Source organism: Sodalis glossinidius str. 'morsitans', from assembly GCF_000010085.1.
GTDB classification, from domain to species: domain Bacteria; phylum Pseudomonadota; class Gammaproteobacteria; order Enterobacterales; family Enterobacteriaceae; genus Sodalis; species Sodalis glossinidius.
This window is the reverse complement of the sequence record NC_007712.1, coordinates 1,544,288-1,570,772: the sequence shown is the minus strand read 5'-3', so window position 1 is coordinate 1,570,772 and position 26,485 is coordinate 1,544,288. Positions and strand designations below refer to the sequence as shown.

Annotated in this window: 15 protein-coding genes and 12 pseudogenes; 14 read left to right on the top strand and 13 right to left on the bottom strand. The window is 53.7% G+C overall.

Annotated features, from left to right (window positions below; genetic code table 11):
* Positions 1-107: 107 nt before the first annotated feature.
* Both SGP1_RS08225 and SGP1_RS08220 read right to left on the bottom strand, forming a co-directional pair.
* Positions 108-1,583 (bottom strand): amino acid permease, encoded by a 1,476-nt coding sequence (locus SGP1_RS08225; protein ID WP_011410816.1) that lies wholly within the window; start codon positions 1,581-1,583, stop codon positions 108-110.
* A gap of 234 nt (positions 1,584-1,817) precedes the next feature.
* Positions 1,818-2,156 (bottom strand): annotated as a pseudogene (locus SGP1_RS08220) (LysR substrate-binding domain-containing protein); the annotation flags it as partial.
* Positions 2,157-2,369: 213 nt separating this feature from the next.
* Between SGP1_RS08220 and SGP1_RS29390 the strand changes: the two are divergent.
* Positions 2,370-2,522 (top strand): annotated as a pseudogene (locus SGP1_RS29390) (deoxyribonuclease IV); the annotation flags it as partial.
* Here SGP1_RS29390 and SGP1_RS26935 read toward each other — a convergent pair.
* From SGP1_RS26935 to SGP1_RS08200, 3 genes and pseudogenes are all read right to left on the bottom strand, one after another.
* Positions 2,498-3,061 (bottom strand): annotated as a pseudogene (locus SGP1_RS26935) (hypothetical protein); the annotation flags it as partial. The pseudogenes SGP1_RS29390 and SGP1_RS26935 overlap by 25 nt on opposite strands.
* Positions 3,062-3,073: 12 nt before the next feature.
* Entirely contained in the window at positions 3,074-4,102 is a 1,029-nt protein-coding gene (gene fruK / locus SGP1_RS08205; RefSeq protein ID WP_011410815.1) for a 1-phosphofructokinase, read from the bottom strand.
* A 53-nt stretch (positions 4,103-4,155) separates the two neighbouring features.
* A pseudogene (locus SGP1_RS08200) lies at positions 4,156-5,084 on the bottom strand (HPr family phosphocarrier protein).
* Between the two features lie 440 nt (positions 5,085-5,524).
* On the opposite strand from SGP1_RS08200, the pseudogene SGP1_RS08195 reads away from it, so the two are divergent.
* The 6 genes and pseudogenes from SGP1_RS08195 to mepS form a co-directional block, all read left to right on the top strand.
* Positions 5,525-6,547: pseudogene (locus SGP1_RS08195) on the top strand (MFS transporter); the annotation flags it as partial.
* Between the two features lie 101 nt (positions 6,548-6,648).
* Positions 6,649-7,222, top strand: a pseudogene (yeiP, locus tag SGP1_RS08190) (elongation factor P-like protein YeiP).
* A 323-nt stretch (positions 7,223-7,545) separates the two neighbouring features.
* A pseudogene (locus SGP1_RS33015) lies at positions 7,546-8,872 on the top strand (mannitol dehydrogenase family protein).
* Between the two features lie 32 nt (positions 8,873-8,904).
* Positions 8,905-9,877: pseudogene (locus tag SGP1_RS08180) on the top strand (CobW family GTP-binding protein); the annotation flags it as partial.
* A 33-nt stretch (positions 9,878-9,910) separates the two neighbouring features.
* On the top strand, positions 9,911-10,480 hold the full coding sequence (locus tag SGP1_RS08175; protein ID WP_011410814.1) for a hypothetical protein: 570 nt from the start codon (positions 9,911-9,913) through the stop codon (positions 10,478-10,480).
* Between the two features lie 474 nt (positions 10,481-10,954).
* Positions 10,955-11,530: a bifunctional murein DD-endopeptidase/murein LD-carboxypeptidase gene (gene mepS, locus SGP1_RS08170; RefSeq protein WP_011410813.1), complete on the top strand. Its 576-nt coding sequence runs from the start codon at positions 10,955-10,957 to the stop codon at positions 11,528-11,530.
* 562 nt (positions 11,531-12,092) lie between these two features.
* Here the strand turns inward: mepS and SGP1_RS08165 are convergent.
* Complete coding sequence (locus SGP1_RS08165) at positions 12,093-12,905, bottom strand: sugar phosphate isomerase/epimerase family protein (protein ID WP_050747508.1); 813 nt, start codon at positions 12,903-12,905, stop codon at positions 12,093-12,095.
* Between the two features lie 183 nt (positions 12,906-13,088).
* Between SGP1_RS08165 and SGP1_RS08160 the strand changes: the two are divergent.
* The 5 genes and pseudogenes from SGP1_RS08160 to yejF all read left to right on the top strand — a co-directional run bounded on the left by SGP1_RS08160 (position 13,089) and on the right by yejF (position 19,465).
* Positions 13,089-13,746 (top strand): annotated as a pseudogene (locus tag SGP1_RS08160) (IS110 family transposase).
* A 167-nt stretch (positions 13,747-13,913) separates the two neighbouring features.
* Complete coding sequence (locus SGP1_RS08155; protein WP_011410812.1) at positions 13,914-15,719, top strand: extracellular solute-binding protein; 1,806 nt, start codon at positions 13,914-13,916, stop codon at positions 15,717-15,719.
* 14 nt (positions 15,720-15,733) lie between these two features.
* Positions 15,734-16,831: a microcin C ABC transporter permease YejB gene (locus SGP1_RS08150; RefSeq protein ID WP_011410811.1), complete on the top strand. Its 1,098-nt coding sequence runs from the start codon at positions 15,734-15,736 to the stop codon at positions 16,829-16,831.
* Positions 16,828-17,853, top strand: a complete 1,026-nt coding sequence (locus SGP1_RS08145; protein WP_011410810.1) for an ABC transporter permease — start codon at positions 16,828-16,830, stop codon at positions 17,851-17,853. Before SGP1_RS08150 ends, SGP1_RS08145 begins: the two co-directional genes overlap by 4 nt.
* A 1-nt stretch (position 17,854) precedes the next feature.
* Positions 17,855-19,465 (top strand): microcin C ABC transporter ATP-binding protein YejF, encoded by a 1,611-nt coding sequence (yejF, locus tag SGP1_RS08140; protein ID WP_011410809.1) that lies wholly within the window; start codon positions 17,855-17,857, stop codon positions 19,463-19,465.
* 118 nt (positions 19,466-19,583) lie between these two features.
* On the opposite strand, the gene SGP1_RS08135 is transcribed toward yejF, so the two are convergent.
* On the bottom strand, positions 19,584-19,946 hold the full coding sequence (locus tag SGP1_RS08135) for a YejG family protein (RefSeq protein WP_424141143.1): 363 nt from the start codon (positions 19,944-19,946) through the stop codon (positions 19,584-19,586).
* Between the two features lie 575 nt (positions 19,947-20,521).
* Positions 20,522-20,839 (bottom strand): annotated as a pseudogene (locus SGP1_RS08130) (Dyp-type peroxidase); the annotation flags it as partial.
* Positions 20,840-20,866: 27 nt separating this feature from the next.
* Between SGP1_RS08130 and SGP1_RS08125 the strand changes: the two are divergent.
* Both SGP1_RS08125 and SGP1_RS26930 read left to right on the top strand, forming a co-directional pair.
* Positions 20,867-21,809: pseudogene (locus SGP1_RS08125) on the top strand (Rpn family recombination-promoting nuclease/putative transposase).
* Between the two features lie 94 nt (positions 21,810-21,903).
* Positions 21,904-22,422, top strand: coding sequence for a DUF1796 family putative cysteine peptidase (locus SGP1_RS26930; protein WP_158302359.1), 519 nt, complete (start codon positions 21,904-21,906; stop codon positions 22,420-22,422).
* A 435-nt stretch (positions 22,423-22,857) separates the two neighbouring features.
* Here the strand turns inward: SGP1_RS26930 and SGP1_RS29385 are convergent, their stop codons facing one another.
* The 5 genes and pseudogenes from SGP1_RS29385 to SGP1_RS23695 all read right to left on the bottom strand — a co-directional run bounded on the left by SGP1_RS29385 (position 22,858) and on the right by SGP1_RS23695 (position 26,484).
* Entirely contained in the window at positions 22,858-23,088 is a 231-nt protein-coding gene (locus SGP1_RS29385) for a hypothetical protein (RefSeq protein WP_148203427.1), read from the bottom strand.
* Between the two features lie 499 nt (positions 23,089-23,587).
* Positions 23,588-24,328: a glycosyl hydrolase family 28-related protein gene (locus SGP1_RS29380; RefSeq protein WP_148203651.1), complete on the bottom strand. Its 741-nt coding sequence runs from the start codon at positions 24,326-24,328 to the stop codon at positions 23,588-23,590.
* A gap of 9 nt (positions 24,329-24,337) precedes the next feature.
* Positions 24,338-24,700, bottom strand: a pseudogene (locus SGP1_RS36245) (phage tailspike protein); the annotation flags it as partial.
* Between the two features lie 72 nt (positions 24,701-24,772).
* Positions 24,773-26,017, bottom strand: coding sequence for a hypothetical protein (locus SGP1_RS08110; protein ID WP_148203426.1), 1,245 nt, complete (start codon positions 26,015-26,017; stop codon positions 24,773-24,775).
* The gene (locus SGP1_RS23695) at positions 25,933-26,484 is read right to left on the bottom strand and encodes a hypothetical protein (RefSeq protein ID WP_011410803.1); all 552 of its coding nucleotides are present in this window, start codon (positions 26,482-26,484) and stop codon (positions 25,933-25,935) included. Before SGP1_RS23695 ends, SGP1_RS08110 begins: the two co-directional genes overlap by 85 nt.
* Position 26,485 lies beyond the last annotated feature (1 nt).

Below are 26,485 nucleotides of genomic sequence, written 5' to 3'. Positions count from 1 at the left end.
AATGATAAAACTTATCAATCTTATTAAGCCTTTACATAACACGCATTATCACGCCACGCCGCTCAGCTCATCTGCGCCTGCTACCACCGCGAAGCGGTGACAAGAGGTTAGTGTTGACCCGCGTTATCGGGAAACGTCATGTCTTCATAACGGACCCACCGGCTGCCGCGACTCCAGCGGTAGCCCCACCAGATAAGCAGGAACAGCGGAATACCGATATAGGTGGCGATGACGCCATTCCAATCAATCGTCTGCGCCAAAAAGGCCTGATAATTCTGACCCAACGTAATAAGCAGGCACAAGATAAACGCCAGCACTGGCCCCAGCGGGAACCACCCGGCCCGATAAGGCAGGGCGGCAAGATTGCGTCCCTGCTTCACATAGCCACGTCGGAATCGGTAGTGACTGACCGCGATGCCCAGCCAGGCGATGAACCCGGTCATGCCTGAGGTGTTCAACAGCCAAAGATAAACCTTCTGGTTAGAGTACAGGGAGGAGAGAAAACACAGCGCCGCCACCAGCGTCGTCATGGCCAGCGCATAGCGCGGGACGCCTCCTTGCGACAGGCGGGCAAAAATTTTCGGCGCTTTGCCCTCCACCGCCAAGGTATACAGCATACGCGTCGAGGCATACATGCCGGAATTACCCGCTGACAAAACCGCCGTGAGAATGACGCTGTTCATGACCGCCGCGGCCGACAGCAGCCCCGCATTGCGAAAGACCAGCGTAAACGGGCTGACGGCGATATCTTTCACATCATTACGCAGCAAGTCGGGGCTGGTATAAGGAATAATCAGGCTGATAATCAGGATCGCCAGCACATAAAACAGCAAAATGCGCCAGAACACCTGTCGCACCGCCCGCGGTATATTTTTGGCCGGATCCGCCGACTCGCCGGCTGCGATACCGATAAGCTCAGTCCCCTGAAAAGAAAAGCCGACAATCATGGCGACGCCTATCATGGAGGCGAAACCGCCGGCGAAAGGCGCATCGCCCACCGTCCAATTGTGCCAACCCGCATGCTCACCGCCGCGTAGGATGCCGACAATCATCAACACCCCCACCCCGATAAACACCACCACGGTGACAACTTTAATGAGCGAAAACCAGTATTCCGCCTCGCCAAAGCCTTTCACCGAAATAACGTTGAGCAGGAACATGATGCCCAAAAACAGCGCGCTCCAGATCCAGCCCGGTGTGTCCGGGAACCAATAGCTCATCACCAGCTGTGATGCCACCAGATCCACCGCGATGGTGACCGCCCAGTTGTACCAATAATTCCAGCCGAGGGCGAAGCCGAAGCCCTCTTCGACATAACGTGAACCGTAGGTGGCGAACGAGCCGGAAACCGGCATATAGGCCGCCAATTCGCCGAGGCTAGTCATCAGGAAATACACCATCAGGCCGATTATCATATACGACAGCAGCGCCCCTCCCGGCCCCGCCTGTGAGATCGACGCGCCGGAGGCAACGAAGAGACCGGTACCAATGGAGCCGCCGATGGCGATCATAGTCAAATGGCGCGCTTTTAATTCGCGGCGCAGGCCGCTCGTCGGCGGGGGAGAAGAAGTTTTGTGATACATGGCGTTTGACGGGTCTCTGCAAAAATCGAGGCAGGATTGTAGCAAATCTTCCCCGTTGCGCACGCTCAAGTAGTCAAATTATAAGACAGATTCATAATTTATTGTCAATTATAAGCGTAGCATGAGAAAACTGCCAATTTTAACACCGCCGCGCCTCGTCGTTGCAGCCGTTTATCGTTGCCGACCTCAGCCCCGCCAGGCGTTCTTGCGGCGGCCGGGCCATAACTGTGACGCTTAGCGGGAGTCTTCGCTGGCGTGGTGCTGGCAAAAATCGATAAACCTCTGCAGGGCATGGGAGAGGCGCTTTTGCCGGTGATGCACCACATACAGCGTACGGTAAAGCAGCGTCAGCGTCACCAGTGTACCCAACGCCAGCGCCTCCGCTACCACCCGGCGTGACAGACAGCTGATTCCTAATCCGTGACGTACCGCGTGTTTGATGGCTTCGGAATTGCCGAGCTCCATTTCCAAATGAAAGTGCGGCAAGCGCGAGAGCAGCAGGTGGTCAACGATATCGCGGGTACCCGAGCCGCGCTCACGCAGTATCTAGGGCGCGTCCGCCAGCGCGGACAACTCCAGCCTGCGTCCCGCCAGCGGATGGTCGGGTGCGGTAACGATAATACCTGGGAGGCTTGGGTGGTCGAACCGCTTTTCAGCACTTCGGCAAAAACTTCCAGCTGGCGCAGGGTAATGGCCATAGCTTCAGTAATCCAACATTTCAACGAGATAACCAACTATAATCATTTCTTTTCTCCTCTTCATCACTTTAACCGGGAGCCTAGCAAGATGAGCGAAAACAAGTTTATCGGCGCGCACGTCAGCGCAGCGGGAGGCGTGGACCAGGCAGTTGCGCGCGCCCACGATCTCAAGGCAACAGCGTTTGCGCTCTTCACCAAGAACCAGCGGCAATGGAAAGCGGCGGCGCTGACCGCCAGCATCCCACCCACCAGCCCCGGCGTCAGACCCGGACGATCGGCTATCGAGAAGGCGATGAAGCCCGCCAAGACAGGTACCATGAGCGTCAGGGCGGATTTGCTGCCGATTTCCATCAACGCCGCGGCCAAAGTGCCCGGCCTTTCGGCGGCATGAATGCCGAAAATGAAGGACAGTGCAATGCACCCTCCCCCCCCCCGCCACCACCATCGGCAGCATATAGGAGACGCCGGTAGGGCACGCCGTCACCGCGCCGGCGCCAGTCGGTGCGGCAGCGGCGGCCTGATACGGTGCGGCCTGCGCACGGGCGCGCTGCAAAAAGGCGTCCTGATCGACGGCGGCCTCTTCTGCCGTCCCTGGAACGCGGTTTTACCGTTTAGCGAGGCATCACCGGCCCCCTGTCCCACCAACACCCATAATTCCGCATCCGCGTTGTCATTGACCAGTTGCAGACCGCTTTTCTTTGCCGCATCAGTCAACAAGGTCCGCAGTAGATGGCTGCGGGCCTTGCATAATGCACTGTCCAGAATCAGACGTGTTTTCATCCTTACTCCCGCTTAATTAAATGGTTTCAAATCGACCCGGACCATCATGGCCGCCAATTGCGGGCGATCGGTCACACCCACATTGCTTTGGCTGACCGCCAGCGCCGCCACGGCCATTGCCATTGCCATTGCCATTGCCATTGCCATTGCCATTGCCATTGCCATTGCCATTGCCATTGCCATTGCCATTGCCATTGCCATTGCCATTGCCAGCCGGAGCGTATGTTCGCTTGATTCGCGCATCAAGAGGCCATAAATCAGTCCCCCCACCATCGAATCGCCCGCGCCGACAGTGCTCACCACTTCGCAAGCCGGCGGCTTGGCGAGCCAGGCACCGGAGGCGTTGACCCACAACGCGCCTTCGGCGCCGAGCGAGATAACGACATGGGCAATCCCCTGCTCGCACAGGGCATGGGCGGCCTCGACAACGTCGGCAAGCGCCGGCAACGGACGGACGGCCCAGATCTCCAATTCACGGCGGTTGGGTTTCACCAGCCATGGGGAGGCTTTCAGCCCGGCCACCAGCGCTTCGCGGCTGCTGTCGAAAATAATGCAGGGGCAATGACTGCGCAGCTTCACCATCCATTCGGTGAAAGCCGCCGGCGCCACACCAGCCGGCAGGCTGCCGCTGACCGCCACCATATCGAACTGGCCAAGCCACGTGAGCGAGTCGTTGACGAAACGGTCCCAATCCTGCGGCGTCACCGTAAAACCCGAAAAATTAAAGTCAGTGACGTCGCCGTCTTTTTCGGTCAACTTAACATTTATACGCGTCCGGCCCTGCACCACCTGGAAACGATTGGCAATGCCCAGATTGCTAAACAGCAGTTGGAAGCCTTCCTGATTTTCTTTCCCTAAAAAACCGCCAACGGTGACGTCGATGCCCAGATCTTTTAGCACCTTGGCAACGTTAATGCCTTTGCCAGCGGCGTGCAGCCCGGTGGTTTGCACCAAATTGACTTCGCCTCGCTCGATTTCCGGGCAAAAGCCCACCAAATCGTAAGCCGGATTTAGCGTAATCGTGGCTACGCGTCTGCTCATGCCTCTCCCTCCCCGAGACCCGAGGCAATGGCCTCGCCGATTGCCTACAGCGCCTATTCGGCATCATTGCCTTCAGCGGTAAAACGTAATTTGTGACCTTTTTTGACGCCGAGCGCCACCACTTTCATCAGACCGCGCCCGTTAGCGGGTTTACCGCTTCCGTCCAGGTTGGTGACGGTGATGGCGCTATCAAATTGTTTGATCACGCTGACCAGCACCGTGCCCGGCCGGGCATGCAGCCCGTGCTCATTGCGCACCACGAATTCGGCGGTAAGCTGATTCGCCTGTTCCGCCACTTCGCTGGCAGCAGCGTCGGCGCATCGGCGTCGGTCAGCCGTCCGACGCTACCCTGGCGCACTAGCGCAGCAAGATAGTCCAGCACCGGCAGCGGCTGATTGTCGGCAAAGGGCGTAGCCGGGCGACTGATGGCGACGTCGCTTACGAAACCGGTGTCCACGGCGCCGAGGCGCTGTAGCAAACCGGCATTAAGCGCTTTCAGCGTCATCAGATCGCCGGCAGCAATGTCCAATATCATCGTCGAGCTGTCAAACAAAAACGCCGCGGGCTGTTGCTGACCCATCAATACGCTACTCAATTCCTCAGCCGAGTCGGTTTTCGCCAGGCGCGCCGCCAGGGCTTCATCACTCAGCACATGGGTCAGTTGCCGCAGCAGGGCAAGATGCTCGTCGGATCGTGCGGCGATACCAATGACGACATAGGCCGTTTGTCCCTCGCCCCAGTCGATGCCCTGCGGGTATTGAAAAACCTGCACCCCGGTATTTTGCACCAGATGGCGGGTCGCCGTAGTCCCGTGCGGGGTGGCGATGCCATTGCCCAAAAAGGTAGACGTTTGCGTTTCCCGCTCCATCATCCCCGCCAGATAACCGTCGCTGACGCAGCCCGCCTGCGTCAGCGCCTCCGTGGCCTGACAAATGGCTTGCGCTTTATTGTCTGCCCTGGCGCCGGGATGGATGCATGTAATGACAGCTCGAACACAGTTCTCCTCACCTGCTGAATGCCGAAGTTGAATCGTTTCATCTGATTGATTTAAAAAATGCGTGACTTCGGGGTTAACGCTCGAGAAGCTACGCTGAAACGTTTCAAATAAGTGTGAAACCAGATCGCCCTGAATGCAAGGAATGGCTTATATTTCATCATGAATCTTTGATAGCCCACACATTTTTCCCGCCGATGGCCCCGTTAGAGCCGTGTGAGCTGAAGCCTGGGCGCAGCCCCTCGCCCGCTATTTCTCACGCGACCTCTCCCGCCGCCGCGATGGGCTTAGCGGGCAGTTTGCGCGGCAGGTCTTTTTTTCCGTTACGCTATTTTGTTTTTCTCCTATCGGCGTATGATGCGCCCGTGCCCGTCCTTTACCCCGAACGATATTCATGATACTTACCCCTGGTGCGGCACCTGCCGGATATGACCTCTACGGCCTTTCTGGCGATTGCTTTTCTGACCGGTATTGCCGGTGCGCTCCAGTTGCCCACGCTCAGCCTGTTTTTATCCCAGGAAGTCCAGGCCCGGCCGTTTATGGTGGGTCTGTTTTATACCGGCAGCGCTATTATCGGTATTTTCGTCAGCCAGTTTCTGGCCGCTCGCTCCGACAAGCAGGGCGATCTCAATCTACTGATTTTCAAATGCTGTCTGCTGGGCGCGTTGGCGCGCGAACATGCCGATCATACCGGCCGTGAAGCGGTCATGTTCAGTTCGGTGCTGCGCGCACAGGTTTCGCTGGCGTGGGTCATCGGTCCCCCGTTCGCGCTGGCGCTGGGATTCGGCTTCAAGATGATGTATTTGATGGCCGGCGTGACGTTCTTGCTCTGCGGTGCTTTGGTCTGGCTGATGTTGCCCTCTATGCACAAATCCCGGCGTCAGGCCCGGTCGGTGCTGGAAGCGCCGCGCCGCAACCGTCACGATACGCTGTTGTTGTTTGCCGCTTGTACCTTGATGTGGACCTGCAATTGCATGTACCTCATTAATATGCCGTTGTATATCCTGCACGAATTGCATCTGCTGGAGAAAACCGCCGGGGTGATGATGGGTACCGCCGCCGGGCTGGAAATCCCCACTATGCTGCTGGCTGGTTAAGTAAGCGCTGGGGGAAACGGCGGTTGATGCGCCTGGCGGTGGCCGCCGGGGCGCTGTTTTATTTCGGCATGCTGCTGATGCACGATCCTACGGCGCTGTTGATGCTGCAGTGGCTGAACGCCTTATTCATCGGGATTTTAGCCGGCATTGGCATGATCTATTTTCAGGATTTGATGCCCGGTTAGGGCCGGGGCCACCACGACCTTGTTCACCAATAGCGGCCGGGTGAGCTGGATTATCGCCGACTCTCTGGCCGGGCTGGTGTCGACAATCGGCCAATTCCACGGCGTATTTTCCCTGTCGCTGCTCATGATTGCCGGCGCCGGATATTGCATGTGGCGCATTCGTGATGTAGATTTGCCGCAGCACCGCGACACACTGCCCCCCTCTTCCCGACTCCGACAGCTACGGTAAGGTGTCGCCCTGATCCCGACATACACTACAGGTCCTTGTTAATGGCTAGATCTAATGAAATAAAGCGCGGTATGGCGATAAATTACAACGGTAAATTATTGCTGGTTAAAAACATAGACATTCAAAGCCCAAGCGCACGTGGCGCCAGCACGCTTTATAAAATGCGTTTTGCCGATGTGCGTACCGGTTTAAAGGTTGAGTAACGCTTTAACGGTGACGATATCCTCGACACTATCACCCCTCACCCGGCGTTCGGTGACGTTTTCTTATGTGGACGGCGATGAATACATCTTTATGGATGATGAGGACTACACGCCCTACATCTTCAAAAAAGATCAGATTGAAGACGAGCTGCTGTTTATCCCTGAGGGCGGTATTCCCGGCATGCAGGTGCTGACGATGGATAGTGCGGTGCTGGCGCCGGAACCGCCGCAGACCATAGATCTGGATATTGTCGACACCACACCGGGTATCAAAGGGGCTTCCGCCAGCGCGCGTACCAAACCCGCAACTCTGAAGACCGGTCTGGTGATCCAGGTACCGGAATACCTCAGCGGCGGCGAGCGTATCTGCATTCACGTGGCGGAACGTCGCTATATGGGACGCGCCGACTAATCCACCGGTCCGCTTCACTAAACCGCGCCCGCTGGCCGAGCGGCATCGGTGAAGCGGACCCTCTCGACTTAGCGCGCTCTCGTGCGCCCGCCCGGGGCGCATCCGGCCCCCCTGACACCACCGCGTTTTTTATGTCGGTGCAGCGCGCGGACGGCCGGTTATCCGCTTTCCCCCGCCGACATGCTTATCCTGGCAAAAAAAGCGGTTTTCTGCCGCCTGGCTTGCAGCATTAACTTTTCATGTTTACTATGTTAACAAAAAAAACACTTTCGCCTCGGTCACGCCGTCACCGGGCGCAGACTCACCTTTATAGAGAACAAACCATGCCAACCCTCACCTCATGGCCGTTACCGGAACACATGCAGCAGCCGGGTTACGATCTCCGTCGCCTTGTCAGCCGTATTGTGCATATTGGTTTTGGTGCGTTCCACCGCGCCCACCAGGGCGTCATGACCGACCGGGTGCTCAATCGTCACGGCGGCGACTGGGGAATATGCGAGGTCAGCTTGCACAGCGCCGATCTACTGGCCGCGCTACGACGCCAGGACCATCTTTATACCGTCGTGTCCAAGGGTCCCGATGGGGAACGCGCGCGGGTGATAGGCGCCGTAGGCGACTCGCTGATCGTCGCCGAACAGGGTATTGATGCGCTACTGGCCAAGCTTGCCGAGCCGCAGGTCGCCATCGTATCGCTGACCATCACCGAAAAAGGGACTGCATCGAACCGGGCAGCGGCCAACTCAATCTCACCCACACGGGCATAGTGGCCAATTTGGCGGCGCCGCACGTGCGTGCCTCGGTGCTGGGCCTCGCCCAGGCGCTCGGCCGTTAGATCGCCGAACACGCCTCTTTCCCGGCCACCATGGTGGATCGTCGTATCGTCCCCGCCGCCAGCGAGGAGATGCTGGCGGAGGTGCGGCAATCCTCGGCATACGGGATCCCTGCGCTATCGCCTGCGAGCCCTTTATTCAATAGGTCATAGAAGATAATTTTGTCGCCGGCCGCCCGCAATGGGAGCTGGCGGGAGCACAGTTGGTCAGTGATGTGGCGCCGTTTGAAGAAATGAAGCTGCGGATGCTCAATGGCAGCCATTCGTTCCTCGCCTGGCTGGGCTATCTGGCCGGTTACGCTCATATCAGCGACTGCATGAACGACTCCACACTGCGCGACGCGGTCGAGAAGCTAATGCTTGACGAATAAGCAGCCACCCTGCAACCCATTTAAGGAGTGGACACCGGGGACTACGCCCGACAATTGCTGGCGCGTTTCGCTAACCCCGCTCTGAAGCATCGCACCTGGCAAATCGCGATGGAAAGTACGCAAAAACTGCCGTAGCGTATCCTCAATCCGCTGCGTTGGCATTTACGACAGGGCAGCGCCGCTGCTGGCGGTCACGGGCCGGATACGTTACGCCGGCGGCATTGACGAGCGGGGACAACCTATCGCTATCCGCTGCAGTGCACACTTTCGGAGATCGCCGCCCGGCATGAAGAGGGGCCGGCGCGCGTGCGGGCATGGCTTGCGCTTTGCAACGTTTTCGGTCAGGATTTGCCGGGAAGCCCGGTGTTCGTCGCCGCGGTCACCGAGGCCTATCGATCGCTGATGCAGCACGGCGCGCTGGCAACGGTAGCCAAATTGGTTAACGACTAAAGCGGAATCGCCATGCCCACCCAAACCACCCTGTAACCGGTTTTCTCGGTAGTGGAAAAACGACCACCTTACGTCATTTTCTCAGCCAGAAACCCGCCGATGAGAAGTGGGCTATCCTGGTGAACGAATTCGGCGAAATCGGGGTCGATGGCGCCCTGCTCGTCGACAGCGGCGCGCTGCTAAAAGAGATCCCCGGCGGCTGCATGCACTGCGTTAACGGTCTGCCACTGCAAATCGGCCTCAACACCTTGCTAACGCGGAACCGGCCCGATAGATTATTGATAGAGCCTACCGGCCTGGGTCATCCCGCTCAAATCCTTGCGCTACTCGCCTCCGATACCTATCACAACTGGCTGCAATTGCGGGCGATGCTGTGCCTGCTTGACGCGCGTCAGCTTAGCCAACCACGCTATCGAGACAACGAAAACTTCCGCGATCAGTTGGCCGCGGGCAATATCGTCATCGCCAACAAACAGGAAACCTACGCTGACGCTGACCGGCAGTCATTGGCGGCATGGTAGCGCGCCAGTGCAGACGGCCGCGAGCTCTTCACCGGCAGCCATGGGCAGCTGCCGCTAGCGCTGTTGGATCGCCCGCGGGCAAATCTGCGACCGCTGGTGGTCGGCGCCGGGCATCAGCATGCCGCGGCCCCCTCCGGTCTAGCCGCTCTCCGCCTCCCGGGCAATCAAGGCTGGCGCCGCGCGCTGAATCAGGGGCAAGGCTATCATGCCTGCGGCTGGATATTTGATGGCGCAACGCGATTTGATACGCTGGGACTGCTGGAATGGTTGCGGTCTGGCGCCAGTGGAACGCATGAAAGGCGTGCTGCGGATTCACGAAGGCACCTTACGGATAAACCGCCAGGGGCATTACCTGCACACGGAAACGTTGCCTCAACCACCGGCGGATAGCCGAATAGAGCTTATTCACCCGCAGACCGCGGACTGGAATCACTTTCAGAGCGAATTGTTAAAAATTCATTTATATCATATATCTTATATTTAAACATATTCAATTTCTCATATTAAGGGTTTTTCCATGTCTCGCCTCCCGACCATGGCGATGCTGAGCTTACTCGGCGTGGCGTTGTTCATTTCATGGTACCTGCCCGCACATCACGGTATCTGGTTCACGCTCGATAGCCGCATCTACCACGCGGTTAATCACCAGGCGGTACGCCATCCGCAGTTTGCCGATTTTCTGGCTATTACCAACAACCGCATCTTTGATCTCGGCTCCTTGCTGACGATGGGCGCCCTATACCTGCGCTACTTCCTGCGCGCCGATGCCGCCGGCCGTCACCGCATGCTGGCGATTGTCCTGGCCCTGATCATCACCGCCCTGGTGCTTAACCAGCTTGGCCATCTGGTGCCGGTGTCGCATGTCAGCCCGTCGCGCTATTTTAAAGCAACGCCCGACGTCGTCAGCATTGCCGAGTTGACCCATATTCCCACCAAAGAGTTCTCAAGCGACAGCTTCCCGGGCGATCACGGCATGCTGCTGATGATTTTCGCCGCCTTTATGCTGCACTATTTTGGCCGCCGGGCTTTCCTGCAGGCCGTGTTGATTTTCCTGTTCTTCTCGGCGGCGGTTGCGATGCGCTGGTGAGTTGGTTTGAGCGCCGCCTGCCGCGCGCGACGTTGTTTAACCATCGTCATCAGCCGCACGGATAAGAAAATACTCTCCTCCGCGCCCCGGCGTGATACGCTGGATAAGCGGTGTAGTCCATCCCCGCCCTGATCTCGATGCCCAATTAGGCGCCTTCGACCCGTACCAGCGCCGATTTCGTCCACCACAGCTAATTATTTACGCAAAAGTCATTTGTGCCGGTTGACAAATAATTACATCATTAAAAGTTATAAGTTTACGTTTAAAAACCTCGCTTTCCTTTATTCATTACGGTAACCTCGAATTCGCTCGACGTCCGGTCCGTTAATTTTTTTATCCTTAAAAGCGATTGTGTGAGTAATACCACACACTTGATGAACGAAATCTGTTCAATTAGGACGAGCGCTCAACTCTCATTGGTTTGGCATTTTATAACGACATTGTCGTTAAGGACTTCAAGGGATAACACGAATAATGGTCAAATCTCAGCCTATCTTGAGATATGTTCTGCGGCTCATCCCCGCAGTGGCGGTTGCTGCCATGCTCTCCGCCTGCAGTACTTCTCATAGCCCGAAACAAACCGCTGACATGCATGCAGTAAACGATTCAAATCATTTTTTACTGCAAGCCTCTCAGGACGAATTTGAAGAAATGGTTCGTAATGTGGATATTAAATCCAAAATTATGGATCAATATGCCGACTGGAAAGGCGTGCGTTACCGCCTCGGCGGCAGTACCAAGCGCGGAATTGATTGCTCCGGTTTCGTACAAATGACATTCCGTGAGCAATTTGGCCTTGACCTGCCACGCTCTACGCTGGATCAACGGGAAATAGGCTCCAGAATTCAACGCACTAAGCTGCGTCCGGGCGACCTGGTGCTGTTTAGCGCCAGCTCAACGGGCCGTCATGTAGGCATCTATCTGGGTAACGATCAATTTGTTCATGCTTCTACCAGCAGTGGCGTGATGATTTCCAACCTGAATAAAAGCTACTGGAAATCCCGTTACCGTGAAGCCCGGCGGGTGTTGCCCAACGAAGCACAAAGTTAAACTGGTTATTAATTGAACGTCCGCATTGCCCAATGAGAGATCGAAAAAGCCTCCTGCAAGCGGCTTTTTTATTGTTCATTACCACCACAATAATTAATAGCTATGTAAATTAATTAAACAAAAAAACTTATAAATTAATAACCGTTAATTAATACTTTCCTCATTTGCATGAGCGCCAACCTGTGATTTAATTGTTTTATCATTGTTGCCAAAAATCTATCATTAGCCCGGCGTATGCCGCGATTAAAGCAGCAAGTTATTCATCGCTATGGCACATTATCGGCCACAGGCAGCAGGATAATTCGCCTGATTTCTGCCGCTGCTGGATGACAAAAATGCCGCGTTATCCCATAGGACCAGAATAATTACCATGCCGAACAGGCGCGCCCGACGGACACGTTGAGGGGAGTTCCGGAGTCTATAGCGGCGATGCGCGCCGCACTGCGTGGCAGGACTATCAAGCGACCCGCGGCGGTGGGCACCTCAAGGCAGTTTCACCTCCTGGTACAGGCGATGGTACCGATTTCAATCGGAATAGCCCCAAAAAAAACAGTTTTGCCTGTTAACCCCCACAGACGGCGGCGCCGGCCTGACCCCGTGGGGGTAAATGCCGCTCCAGCCACCACAGGGACGCAAAGCCCTCAGCAGCCACGGCCGCAGGCGCCGTTTGCCGATAGCGATCGTTGAAAATCTCCAGCGACCAGACGTCTTGGTATCCCGCCTGCTGCGCGGCCACGACAAACGCCGTCACCGCCAATGTGCCTCTGCCGGGAAAACAGCGATGATGGCGGCTCCATTTGTCTACCGGCATAGCCGGATAAGGACGGGCGGCAGCATCAGCCATTTGTATAAAGTAAAGCTTGTCGGCCGGGATGGCCATTATCTCCAGCGCTCCTTCCCCCTGCGCCAGGACGTGAAAACTGTCCAGCATGATACCCAGATGCGGGTGATTGACGGCGCGTACGCGGTCCCACGCTTGACTGAGACGATTAACATAAGTGCCCCAGGCCAGCGCTTCAAAGGCCACTGCGCAATCATGCTGCTGCACCAGTCTCGCCAGGCGCCCAAGATCCTCCATTTGCGCCTGTGGTTCGGGTGACGTTGCCGCATCGGTCCTGCTACAGGCCAGTAATAGCCGACAGCCGAGCTGGTTCATCTGCTCCAGCATTCGTTGCGCGTTTTCGTTTACGTCGGCGCGCCGCAGGAGCGTCGCGCCGACGTAATCGCGCAGCGGTTGAAGTAGCACCACGTCCAGATCCAAGGCCTCCGTCAAGCGGTGGATGTCCCGCGCGCTTCCGGGGAAAATCTGTAAATCGTCGGCAAAAATTTCGACGGCAGCGTGCCCGATAACGCCACGGGGGCGATAGCTTTGCACATCATCCTTGTATCTTGAAATTTAGTTAGCATGGTGATGAATAGATTTGGCAAGGTGTATGTAGTCTGATTCATCCCAGGGTTTATAGCCCGTAGAGAAGCTAATGACGCCTATACTGAGCCACTCATCTGAAACCCGAACAGTTGTCCGTACTCCATAACGTATTTGCAAGGATGGGTAATAATGAGTCTGCCAAATCCACTTTTTGTGGGAATTGATGTTTCTAAAGCGACACTGGACATTGCTGCCAGCAGTGATATTGCTCAGTTTACGGTCAGTAATGACTCTGACGGACGGTTTTGATGCTATTACTGATGAACTGAGAAAGTATCCGGTGGTGTTGGTTCTGATAGAGGCCACTGGTGGACTTGAAGCTGCCGTGGCCTGCTCGTTTCAGACTGAAGGCTTTGACGTCGCGGTGGTCAATCCCAGACAGGCTCGTGACTTTGCCCGCACTATGGGCTATCTGGCAAAAACGGACCGTATTGATACACGGGTGCTTGCACAAATGGCGGAGATTCCCGACCTGGGTAGCCTCTCGAGACGAGCCATCAGCGCGCTTGTAGGCGTTGCTTCCATAAACCGGGACTTGGGTACCATGCGGGGCCGGCGAACCATCTTTGGCGGAAGGGGCGGAGTCCGAACAGCGCTTTATATCGCCGCACTTGTCGCAACCCGCTTTAATCCGGTGATAAAAGCATTTTATACGCGGCTGCTTGCAGCGGGAAAAGCCAAAAAAGTCGCGCTGGTTGCCTGTATGCGTAAACTTCTGACTATCCTGAACACGATGCTCAGAAAGAACGAAGAGTGGGATGAATCGTACCATCACGTTTCTCTATAATTTTATCGTTCAAGACAGTTGCTTCTCCTGCTATCCCGTCTCAGGCACGAAACATCATTGATTGTTTGAACAATTATGGTAAAAAAACCATTATAGTCCTCAATAGTATCGCTGATTAATCTCTCCATTCCCTCCAGCGATGCATAACGATGCAGGAGCATAAGCTGATGTTTCCACGTTTTTGGCTGGCGCTGTTCTTCAGCGTTATCTGCCTGTGCGCCCGAGGCGAACCATTGCATGACGGCTATGCTTTCGCGCTGTTGGGCGAACCGCACTACCCGCCTGACTTTACCCATTTCGACTATGTTAATCCGGCCGCGCCCAAGGGTGGCAGCGTGACCATGGCCGCCATCGGCACCTTCGATAATTTCAACCGTTACGCCTCGCGCGGCACGGCGGCGGCGCGTACGGAACAGCTTTATGACAGCCTGTATGTCATCTCCGATGACGAAGTGGGCAGCTATTATCCGCTCGTCGCCGAATCGGCCCGTTATCGCGCCAATTATGCCTGGGCAGAAATCACGCTCAATCCACGGGCCCGCTACCATAATCATCAACCGATTACCGCCGCCGATGTCGAGTTCACTTTCAATAAGTTTATGACCGAGGGCGTCCCCCAATTCCGGGTGTTCTTTAAAGGGGTAAAGGTGAAGGCTATCTCGCGGCTAACGGTCCGCTACGAATTTCCCGAGCCCAACAAAGATACGTTATTAAGGCTTCTTACTCTGCCGATACTTCCGGAGAGCTTTTGGTCGCAGCATAAACTGAGCGATCCCCTCACTTTCCCCCCTCCCGCCAGCGGCCCCTATCGCATCACCGCCTGGCGCACGGGCCAATCCGTGACGTATAGCCGGGTGAAGGATTATTGGGCGACCACGCTGCCGGTCAATGTCGGGCGCTACAACTTTGATACACTGCGCTATGACTATTATCTCGATGATAATGTCTCTATGGAGGCTTTCAAAGCCGGGGCTTTCGATCTGCGCATTGAAAGCTCACCCAAAAAATGGGCGACCCAGTACCGCGGCGGTAACTTCGACCGCGGTTTTATCGTTCATCGCGAATTGGCCAACAACGCGCCGGTGGGGACACCCTGGCTGAGCTTCAACATTCAGCGGCCGCTGTTTGCCGACCGTCGCGTCCGCGAGGCGCTGTCGCTGGCGTTCGATTTTGAATGGATGAACAAGGCGCTGTTTTATAATGGCTATCAGCGCGTTAACAGTTACTTTATGAACACCGACTATGCCGCGCGCGCTTATCCGGACACCGCCGAGCTGACGCTACTGGCGCCGCTGAAAAAGCTGGTGCCGCCGAAGGTCTTTAGCGCGATTTACCAGCCGCCGGTGTCCGACGGCAGCGGCTACGACCGCCGCAACCTACTCAAGGCGCTGGCGTTGCTAAAACAAGCCGGCTGGACGCTACGCAATCAGCGCCTGGTCGACGCCCAGGGCAAACCGTTCAGCTTTGAATTGTTGGTGATGAGCGGCGGCAATAATCAATATATATTGCCTTTTCAGCACAGCCTGTCCCGCCTCGGCATCGCCATGACGGTACGCGAAGTAGACAGCGCCCAATTTATTAACCGCCTGCGTAAACGGGATTTCGATATGATCCCCTCCACCTACGGCGTGTACGCCTTTCCCAGTAGCGATCTGCAAATCATTTGGGGTTCGGCGTACGTGAAGTCCACCTATAACCGTCCCGGGGTAAAAGACCCCGCAGTCGACTCGCTGATTAACCAAATCGTGCGCCATCAGGGCGATAAAGCGGTGTTACTGCCGCTAGGAAGGGCTTTGGACCGCGTGTTAACCTGGAATTATTTTATGATCCCGCTGTGGTATTCGCATCATATCCGCCTGGCCTACTGGGACAAATTCGCCATGCCCGCCCAACGCCCCGCTTATGATCTGGGTTTCGACAGCTGGTGGTATGATGTCAATAATGCGGCGCAGCTGCCCGCCCAGCGGCGCTAACGAGGAGGAGTGGCTTGACATCTTATTTACTAAAACGCCTGCTGTTAATTATCCCCACGCTGTGGGCCATTATCACGCTCAACTTCTTTATCGTGCAAATTGCGCCCGGCGGGCCTGTGGATCAGGCAATAGCCGCCATTGAGCTAGGACAAACGGCCGGCTTCGGCGGCAGCCACGGCGGCGATCCCCTGTCGGGCAATCAGACCCTGCACGGTGGCCAACTGGGGGATAATCAATATCGCGGCGCGCAGGGGTTGGATCCGGAGGTGATTGCCGAAATAACCCGCCGCTACGGTTTCGATAAGCCGCTGCACGAACGTTATTTCACGTTGTTATGGCAATATGTACGCTTTGACTTCGGCGACAGTTTGTTTCGCGGCGCCTCGGTGATGCAGCTTATCAAAGACAGCCTGCCGGTTTCGGTATCCCTGGGGGTATGGAGTACGCTGATTATCTATATGGTGTCGATTCCGCTCGGCATCAAAAAGGCGGTACGCAACGGCAGCACCTTCGATACATGGAGCAGCTTGCTCATCATCATCGGCTACGCCATTCCGGCGTTTTTGTTTGCTGTCCTGCTTATCGTGCTGCTCGCCGGCGGCAGCTATCTGGACTGGTTCCCGCTACGCGGTCTGGTGTCCAGTGATTTCAACGCCCTGCCCTGGTATGGCAAAATAACCGATTATTTCTGGCACCTTACCCTGCCGGTACTGGCGATGGTGATTGGCGGTTTTGCCACCTTAACCATGCTCACTAAAAACGCGTTTCTCGACGAGATCCGCAAACAGTATGTTATCACCGCACGCGCCAAGGGACTCAAGGAAGGCGCCATCCTTTATCGCCATGTTTTTCGCAACGCCATGCTGCTGGTTATCGCGGGTTTTCCCGCCACCTTTATCAGCATGTTTTTTACCGGTTCTTTGCTCATCGAAGTGATGTTTTCCCTTAACGGCCTGGGGCTGCTGGGCTATGACGCCACGCTGTCGCGCGATTACCCCGTCATGTTCGGCACTCTGTACATCTTCACGCTCATCGGTTTGCTGTTGAATATCATGAGCGATATTACCTACACACTGGTCGATCCCAGAATTGATTTCGGGAGGCTCCATTGAAATCCATGTCTCCGGTAAACCAGGCGCGCTGGGCACGCTTTCGCCACAATCGCCGCGGCTATTGGTCGCTGTGGTTGTTTATGTTGCTGTTCGCGTTCAGTTTTTGTTCAGAGCTTATCGCCAACGACAGACCGCTGCTGGTGCGGTATCAGGGTCAGTTCTATCTGCCGTTATTGCATGATTACAGCGAGGCTGCCTTCGGCGGCCCGCTGGCCACCCGCTCGGATTACCGCGATCCGTGGCTGACGCAGCGGCTTGAGGAGCAAGGTTGGGCGCTGTGGGCGCCGGTGCGTTTCAACTATCGTACCATCAATTACGCCTCAGCCTCGCCGTTCCCGGCGCCGCCCGGGGCGGGGAATTGGCTCGGTACCGACAGCAACGGCCGCGATGTCCTGGCCAATCTCTTGTATGGCTTCCGGCTGTCGATGCTGTTCGGGCTGTCGTTAACGTTTCTGTCGAGCCTTATGGGCATCGCGGTCGGCGCCACCCAGGGTTATTACGGCGGGCGTCTGGATTTGTGGGGCCAGCGCTTTATTGAGGTCTGGTCCGGTATGCCAACGCTGTTTCTGATCATTTTACTCTCAAGCGTAGTACCGCCCAATTTCTGGTGGCTGCTGGGCATTACCGTCCTCTTTGGCTGGATGAGCCTGGTCGGCGTCGTGCGGGCAGAGTTTCTGCGCACCCGCAATTTCGACTATATCTGCGCCGCGCAGGCAATGGGCGTCAGCGATCGGCACATTATGCTGCGCCATATGCTACCTAACGCCATGGTCGCAACGCTAACCTTTCTGCCGTTTATATTGTGTGGCTCGATAACCACGCTTACCTCGTTGGACTTCCTCGGCTTCGGCATGCCGCTCGGCTCGCCCTCGCTGGGAAATCTGCTCTTGGAAGGCAAAAACAATTTGCAGGTGCCTTGGCTCGGTATTACCGCCTTTATCACACTGGCGCTGGTGCTGTCGTTATTGATTTTTATCGGCGAAGCGGTGCGCGACGCCTTAGATCCGGGGAAAGCGTATTAATATGAACCACACGCCGTTATTGGCTATCAATCACTTGAGTGTGGCGTTCCGCCAGGGAACGTCGGTGCGCCGGGTTGTCGATGACGTGTCGCTCACGCTGCACACAGGCGAAACGCTGGCGCTGGTGGGTGAATCGGGCTCCGGCAAAAGCATCACTGCGTTGTCGGTCCTGCGCCTGTTACCCGCGCCGCCGGTTGAGTACCCCGGTGGGGAAATCCGGTTTAACGGACAAAGTTTGCTTGACGCTGATGAGGCGACCCTGAGACATATTCGCGGCAATAATATCGCGATGATTTTTCAAGAGCCTATGTCGTCGCTTAACCCGCTGCATACGCTTGAAAAGCAGCTCAGCGAAGTTCTGCTGCTGCATCGCGGTATGGGGGGAAAAGCCGCCCGCACCGAGGCGTTGGCGGGCCTTGAGCGGGTCGGCATTCATCACCCTGCCAACCGCTTGCGGGACTATCCGCATCAGTTGTCCGGCGGCGAACGTCAGAGGGTCATGATCGCGATGGCGTTGTTAACGCGGCCAAAACTGTTGATAGCCGACGAACCGACGACCGCCCTCGATGTGACGGTCCAGGCGCAGATCATGCAATTGCTGGCGGATCTGCGCCGGGAATTAGACATGGCGCTGCTGTTTATTACCCACGACCTGAATAGTGTTCGCCAGTTGGCGGATCGGGTAGCGGTGATGCAAAACGGGCGCTGCGTGGAAACCAATAGTTGCCAAACCCTGTTCAGCGCGCCGGCGCATCCCTATACGCAGCGATTATTGGCCGCCGAACCGTCCGGTCAGCCCCCGGCGATAGCGCAGGACGCCCCCCCCCTGCTGCGGGTAACCAATCTGGGCGTCAGCTATGGCGGCGCCGGGCGGATATTCGCACGGCGTCAGGCGCCGAAAACCGCCCTTAGCGGTCTTGGCTTTACGCTGCGCTGCGGCGAAAGTCTGGGATTGGTGGGAGAATCCGGCTCCGGGAAAAGCACTGCCGCGCTGGCGCTGCTGCGGCTCATCGCTAGCGAGGGCGAAATCTGGTTTGACGATATGCCTCTGCATCAGTTTGACCGCCGGCAAATGCTGCCGCTGCGCCGGCGCATCCAGGTCGTGTTTCAAGATCCCTACTCGGCGCTGAATCCACGCTTATCCATGGCGGAGATTGTCGCAGAGGGTCTGCAGGTGCACCAGAAGCTCAGTGCGCACGCGGTGGAGCAGCGGGTGGTTGAGGCGCTGGAGGAAGTCGGATTGGATGCCGCCAGTCGCCACCGCTATCCAGGGGAATTTTCCGGCGGACAGCGCCAGCGTATCGCCATCGCTCGCGCGTTGATTTTGCAGCCCGAGTTGGTGATCCTCGATGAACCAACATCCTCTCTGGATCGATCGGTACAGGCCCAGATTCTGTCGTTACTGCAAGCGCTGCAACAAAAACATCGCTTGGCCTATATCTTTATTAGTCATGATTTACAGGTGGTACGCGCAATGTGCCATCAGGTGGTGGTGGTGCGCCAGGGACAGGTCGTGGAACAAGGCAGCGCCGAGGCACTGTTCCGCACGCCACAGGCGCCGTATACGCGGGAATTGATGACGGCGGGACGTCAATTCGCCCCGGTGCGTTAGCGGGAAGCGAAAGCGGGATTAACTGGCGCGGTAAGGCGAGGAAAACAGCCCGCGCGCAAGCGTGGCGGGAAACAACAGGCGGTCGCGCACGGCCGTTGACGGGTTAAAGAGATAATCTTCAGGCAATGTGCGGTGCGCCGGCGGGTTCAGCGACCGCCACGCCGATATTCTTGATGCGGCACAAACCGGCACATTCATCTTCACGGTGTAAAAACAGGCAGGGCTTGCCATCGCATTCCACAATCGAGCAGCTTACGTCTATTTCAGCCAAGGTGCGGGCGAGCTCTCGCATCACCTGCCAGGCGGTATCATCGCCGTGACTCAGCAGCGTCAACCCAATCAGGACATTGTCGTCATGGCGGGCTTCAATAACCGGTTCTACCTTGACCCCGGTATAGCCTTGCAGCCAGCGGTATTGATGCGGTAACCGGTGTACCACGGATAAGTGTAAATTCGTCACTGCCTCTCCCAGAAGCGCCATCACATAACAATTTTATCACATATGCATAATGTTAGCGTGACATCTGCACAAAAAACGTCACATAACGATATTTATTAGCGTCAAAAGTGTGATATGGATCGAAATTTTAACCGCTATGTAACCTTTTTTAGCCACGTATTACAACTTTTTTTATACTTGTCTGTTATATCGTGTAGTGGCATTACCTATTCAGGCCAGGGTCAACAGCGCCCTCTGGAGGCCTCCACCTCAAAACGTTCCCAAGTTGAGTTGGGGCAGCGAATTTTGCTGGGTGGGGGGTATCTGGGCGGAGATTGGCCCAGTGGCTCAGGCAGATATGGCTGCAAGATACAAGAAGATACGGCTGCTCGGCAAATGCCCGAGCGCTTCACAAGAACGGTAAAACGACACTGGGTAAGCAGACAAATCTGAACAGGCAGGAGTAGGTAACCAGGCGGCGAAAAGGTCGGAAAGCGACACCGCTGCGTAGCCGGCGCCATCACGCTTCGCCCGCGGCGGCGGCCCGGGCGCACGCGTCCCCGTCAGATGTCAGCCTGCCCGCCCGCGTCAGCGAAAACAGCGACGCCGGCGGCCTACTACGCTTCCAGTAGCCCCTGGCCGAGATAATGCGTCTGGTCGGGAACGCCCGGCAGTACGAAGAAATAGCCACCGCCGACGGGCTGGATATACTCTTCCAGCGCTTCGCCATTCAGGCGACGCTGAACGATGAGAAACCCTTTTTCAAGATCGTGCTGATAGCTCACGAACAGCAGTCCCATATCCAGCTGGCCGGCGTTGGAAATCCCCAGCGAATAGCTGTAACCGCAGCGCAGCATGGTGCTGGCGACATCGTCCGGGCGGCGCGGATTGGCCAGACGAATATGTGCATCCAGCGGTATGATGGCACCTTGGGGGGGGATCCCGCTGAAGGTACTGCGCCAATGACAAAATCCTCACTATCCCAACACGACGCCCTGTTCAAAAAGTGCCTCGGCGATATCGCTGTCGCCCGGGACTTTCTAGAAATCCATCTGCAGCCGCACCTGCGCAAACGCTGCGATTTCTGCACACTGGCGATGGCCTCCGCCGGCTCGTTTATCGAAGACGATCTCAAGGGCCAATGCTCTGATATGCTCTACTCGATGAAGACCACGACGGGCCATGATGGCTACGTCTACTGTCTTGTCGAGCACCAGAGCCGCCCGGAAAAGCTGATGGCGTTTCGGTTGCTACGGTACGCGGTCGCCGCAATACAGCGGCACCTTGAGCAAGGCAATGACGCTTTGCCTGTGGTCATTCCGCTCCTGTTCTACCACGGCACCACGTCGCCCTATCCGTACAGCACCCAATGGCTGGATTGCTTTGCTGACCCTGAACTGGCAGAATCAGTCTACAGGCAAGCATTCCCGCTGGTCGATATCACCGCGATGCCAGATGATGAAATACTGTCCCATCGGCGGGAGCGCTGCTAGAGTTAGTGCAAAAGCACATCCGAACGCGGGATATGTTAGAACTGGCTTCTGATATCGCCCGGTTGCTCAATCTATGGGCAATACCGAAAGAACAGTTCCGTAGCCTGATGTACTATATTGCAGAACAGGGAAATACTTCGGATGAGGCGCAATTCCTACAAAATATTGCCACCAAAGCCACTGACTACCGGGAGGACATCATGACCATTGCAGAGCAGCTTGAAGCTAAGGGCATCCAACTCGGGCGTCAAGAAGGTATCCAGCTTGGCGAGCAGAAAGGCCGGCAGGAAGGTGAAAAGCTGGCCTCTCTTAAGATTGCCCAGAATATGCTTTCCAGTGTTTAGCACGAGACGCGGTGAGGCAGTTTACCGGCCTATCCAACCGTGAGTTGGATGATTTGGCGGATAAGTAGTTTTTTTAGAAAAAATATCAAATATATTATTGAGTGGTGCGTTCCGTCATGGCGGCTGAAATGTTACGCTGCACAAGATAAAAAGGATTTATATTTGAAAATCTTAGATTACCTATATGTCAAAACAATTAATTACTACTATTGTAAAATTCTTGACAGACCCGCTGATACCCAAGGAATGGAAACTTGGCTAAAATCCTTCAGAAAAGATTACTTTTTTTATGCTTGTAGGAATATAAATTCTGTATTGAAGAATAGTGAGGAATATAAACATAACAAAGGAATTGTTCATAATGCCATTCATATTCCATTTGGAGATAAATTAATTAACGGAGTTGAGGTTAATCATATTGTTTCTTTAGGTTCTCACTGTCTTGCCGCTAGCATACTTAAGAAATTAGGAATAAAAAAGTACTCACTTCCATTTGACTGGAATTTTACCCACCCTGGAATGGTTATCGATTGCTTAAATGATAACTTTAAGGTTTTTCTCGACAAAAAATATCACAAATCAATTCAAGTTATACGAGAGTCAGGGATAATTGACCAATGTGCATCTCACACTTACTATGAAAAAAAATATAAGACTGTTGAAACATTTAATCATCGATGATATTACCGTTTCTAGAAATTACGAATACTTATGTAGAACAGTAGGGCGATTTCAAAGGCTATTAAAATCAAAAGATAGCAAGATATTTCTATTAATTTTCCGTCATCATATAGACCTCGACTTATATTTTGATGAATTGTATGACGCACTGGCATCAAAGACTAAAAACTTCTCATTAATATGTATTTCTTTAGATGAATTTAAAAGCGATGACATATATAAAATAAAAAATACGTCAAAAAAATTCATCATTTTTTATACGCTATCAACAAAATCAGATGAATCAAAAGGTGCTATTTTTGATTCAATAATAGACGATTGCCTTGTGATATCCACATTCCAACAATATAAATGCAATTTAAAGGACAAGATATAAAAAATTGAAATTTATTGATTTTTTATTTAGTTTTCAACCACATCTATAGATAAGTATGATTAATTATCATATAGTCTAGCCATCCATGAAAATTTAATTGGAGCACTAGCCTTTTTATTAATATATATGGTTATTGATGAACCATCAAAAGAACCGATCCAAAAGCACATTCCACTGCCGATATTACTGTCTAACGGGCATGCAGTAGCATAACTTGGCGTACCATTTATTTTATGATTTACAGTAATTCTATCGGTATCAACTTCTATAGTAGCATATCCGGTATTCACAGTTTTTGCCCCGAGATTATTTGATACTTCTCGCTAAATGCTCGTACCTATGCTAAGATCTTGGACTCCACCGATAAAATTTCCTGATACATCATTTCCTATAACCCTATAATTATCACAGTTCTTTCCTATAAGTATTCCAAAGCTATGAGTGGCACCGAATCCTACGGCAGGACCGGTCTTCAAATTTGTAATACTAAAATTTTTCACATCGTCAGAAATATCTATACCAGCGTAAGTTCCCACAGATGAATGACTGTTACCTGTTACAAGTCCTCAATTGATATGAAAATTCTCACCACTAATAAAAGACATACCATAAACAGAATTATTTACTACTTTTAAATTATTACAAAAAACACCATTTAATGTTGATTTAGCTGATTTTTCAGCATACATTCCTCTATAGTTAGATCCTGCCCAATAGTTATGAAAAAATAGACCATTTATTATAGCATTTTCAGTCGTTCGAATATCAATACCATTGCTGATAGCTTTATCAAAAGCACACTAATAAAAAAAGCCAAGTAATCAACTGATCTTTCCCTGGATTAATACTAAGATTGCTTGTGTGATTAAGAATATCTACATCACTAACCCAAACTGCTTGTGAATTTTTAATCTGAATTCCAGCATAAGCAGCACTACCACTGCAATCCATATTAACATGTTGAATAAATGTATCATTACCATTTTCAACAGAAATTCCGATTCCATTAACAGGTATAGGGTCAAGTATAGATGTACGAATAATATAGGTCTCAACGCAAAAACCCGTTATTTTTATTGCATAAAATTGATTTTGGATGCGTAAATCGCAAAAAATATTACCACGACTATTTCCTGTAAGATGACAAGTTATCCATGATTTTCGATATGAAGGAGAAATTATAGTGCACCCACAAATACCTGAATAATCAGAAGGGAATACAAAAACATCATAGTCAAAATCATCAATTTTTATCACAGAAGACGACGGTCCCTGCCCTTGTAATCTAACCGATCCCTTAACAATAATACTTGATGTTACTACAGTATTTCCAGATGGAATTTCAACTATACCACCTCCTATAGAGTTTGCATAATCAATATCTACTTGAAAAGCGGAAGTATCATCATTAATACCATCTACTTGTGCTCCAAAATCTCTAATATTAATAATATCTGAATTTTTTTCATGCTGAGTCCTTGCCACCGCTCCTGCGTATAGCTGCTTGACTGCAATTAAAGCATCCCCCATCCCATCTTTGGGACTTGCCAATCGTTTTACCAGCTGATCGGGATCATAACGCAGCACATTAGGGTAATAGAATTGTTGCACACCATCGCCATCATAGACTGCCATAGCGTGGCCTTCTTCTGTCACGAATTTGGCAATCTGCCTGTTATAAACCGGGTAGCCGTCTGTACCGATGATGAGTGGTTGAGCAACAGGGGTATATTTGCCGTATTCATTTTACAGATAAACTTGTATTTGATTTTCAGGTATTAAAGGGGCGGTGTCGATTTTGCCGATGTAAATTTTGCCGTTGCTACAGGACTTGCATGCCCTGCTCTGGGTAAAAATTTGTGACTGCATGGACACAACAACATTTGGCGAAATATCAGCCATGGGGTTTTCTCCAGACGTGTTGAATCCGTGCAAGATTGGCCTTACACAGATTTTATCGATGTAAATAGAAGATCAATATTCCAGGTCGTCTCGCTGCGCTGATAGCCAGCCGGTCAGTCCTACACGGTTAATCACGCGTTGCTCCGGTAACGGCAGGGAATTAAAAAACGGTTTCCAGTCAGATAATCGTCTAAGCCGCGTATCGGTATCCGCGGCGACGGTTTTACGGTTTGATGTCGCCGTACGAAAAGCCCGCTGATATTCAGGGGACAATATCAATCTCTCGGCGGCCTCTACTGATTCCGCACCACCGACCGCACGGGCACGCGTTGCTATTTTCTTGCCAAACGTTCCCCCCAGCAACGCCCCAAAAGAGCCGCCTTTTGCGCCAATTATCACCCCTGCCCGTTGCGCGTATTTCGCCGCCATTTCGTGACCTTGCGTAACACGGTTAAACCGCGCCACAAATTCATTCAGCTTGCCCGTGGTAATTTCGTTGGCCTTCGCCTTCTGTATCGCACGGGCAACGGTATAGACATCAGAAAGGCCGCTCATCAGTTCCCGGAAGCCTTTCCCATCTCCCCGGGCCATGCCTTGCAGAGCATTCGTCGCCCTTGTGGTGACATCGCCGGTCAGCGTCTTACCTCTCATGCTAACCATCTGTTCTTCCATATGCTTGCGCATCTGAACCAGACGCTGAGCTACCTCAAAATCACGCTGCGCGCCTGTATTGCCGAGCACAGCGTGCTGATCTTCGGATAGCATGGCGTAAAGCCTGGAGAGTGACGCCTGATCAGCATCACGATAAGGCCCCGTGTTTTTGTAAAGTGCTTGCCCAACCATACGGCGGACTTTATTCAGGTTGGCGTAGGTTAATATCCTATCCTGAGAGGGATTAACCGCTTTAAATACTGCCTTTTCAACGCCATCCAGATTTTCCCAACCGCCCAGTTCGTCCGCCTGATTTTCGAGATGTGCTGCGGTATTTTTCGCCTCACCCCATGCCCCCGGTGACATGGCTTTATCCACGCGAGCATACAGCTGATCACTTTTATGCTGTAATCCCCGCATACGTAAATCCATCTGGTTAACAAAACGCTCGCTAGCGGCTAGTGCATCCGGGGTTTTGGCTGCTTCATCAATCATCTGCCCGGCACGTTTCGCCAGACTGCTAATCGCCGACTCTTCCTGCACACGTAGTGCAGAGCCTGCCCGCGACTTCAACGCCTGTTCTACCGCCTGATATTGCTGGTTCCCGGAATAATGCGACGGCAGCAGATTATCTGCGACCTTGAGGCGTTCAGCGGAATCGAGCACGTCGGCACGCGGACGAACGTCCAGCCCTTCAAGAGATGAGGCAAATCAGGCTCACGCTGATTAGCAAAGCGTCTCACCGATTCTTCCGTTGTATTGCCGATTTTTGCACCCGCGCCCGCAGCCTCCGTGCTCGCCGGAGCCGTACCTCTGACAGCATTAATCAACCGCCCCGCGCCGGAAAGTCCAGCGCTAATACCTCGCCCGACAACACTCCCGGCCAGCATCGTGGTGGCATGAGTGGCAAGACGCTCTGCACGTCCGGCGTTGGCAACCGAGGCCAGAGTATTGGCGGTTCTGGCCTGCCCCAGCCCCGGTATCAGATAGGGGCCGATTTTCGCGCCTAGCTGCGCGTAAGTATCGTTAGAGCGCAGGGATTCTGGAAGCTGAAGCTGCATGACCTGGTATTCTTTCGGTACGCCAACCGTATCCAATGCGGTATTGACCACCTGACCGGGGATATTGGCCACA

Coding starts and splice junctions, on each gene's coding strand:
- mepS (WP_011410813.1), top strand. CDS start 10,955: ATGGTCAAATCTCAGCCTATCTTGAGATATGTTCTGCGGCTCATCCCC.
- fruK (WP_011410815.1), bottom strand. CDS start 4,102: ATGAGCAGACGCGTAGCCACGATTACGCTAAATCCGGCTTACGATTTG.
- yejF (WP_011410809.1), top strand. CDS start 17,855: ATGAACCACACGCCGTTATTGGCTATCAATCACTTGAGTGTGGCGTTC.
- SGP1_RS08175 (WP_011410814.1), top strand. CDS start 9,911: ATGTCTCGCCTCCCGACCATGGCGATGCTGAGCTTACTCGGCGTGGCG.
- SGP1_RS08155 (WP_011410812.1), top strand. CDS start 13,914: ATGTTTCCACGTTTTTGGCTGGCGCTGTTCTTCAGCGTTATCTGCCTG.
- SGP1_RS29380 (WP_148203651.1), bottom strand. CDS start 24,328: ATGGGGGATGCTTTAATTGCAGTCAAGCAGCTATACGCAGGAGCGGTG.
- SGP1_RS08135 (WP_424141143.1), bottom strand. CDS start 19,946: ATGGCGCTTCTGGGAGAGGCAGTGACGAATTTACACTTATCCGTGGTA.
- SGP1_RS08225 (WP_011410816.1), bottom strand. CDS start 1,583: ATGTATCACAAAACTTCTTCTCCCCCGCCGACGAGCGGCCTGCGCCGC.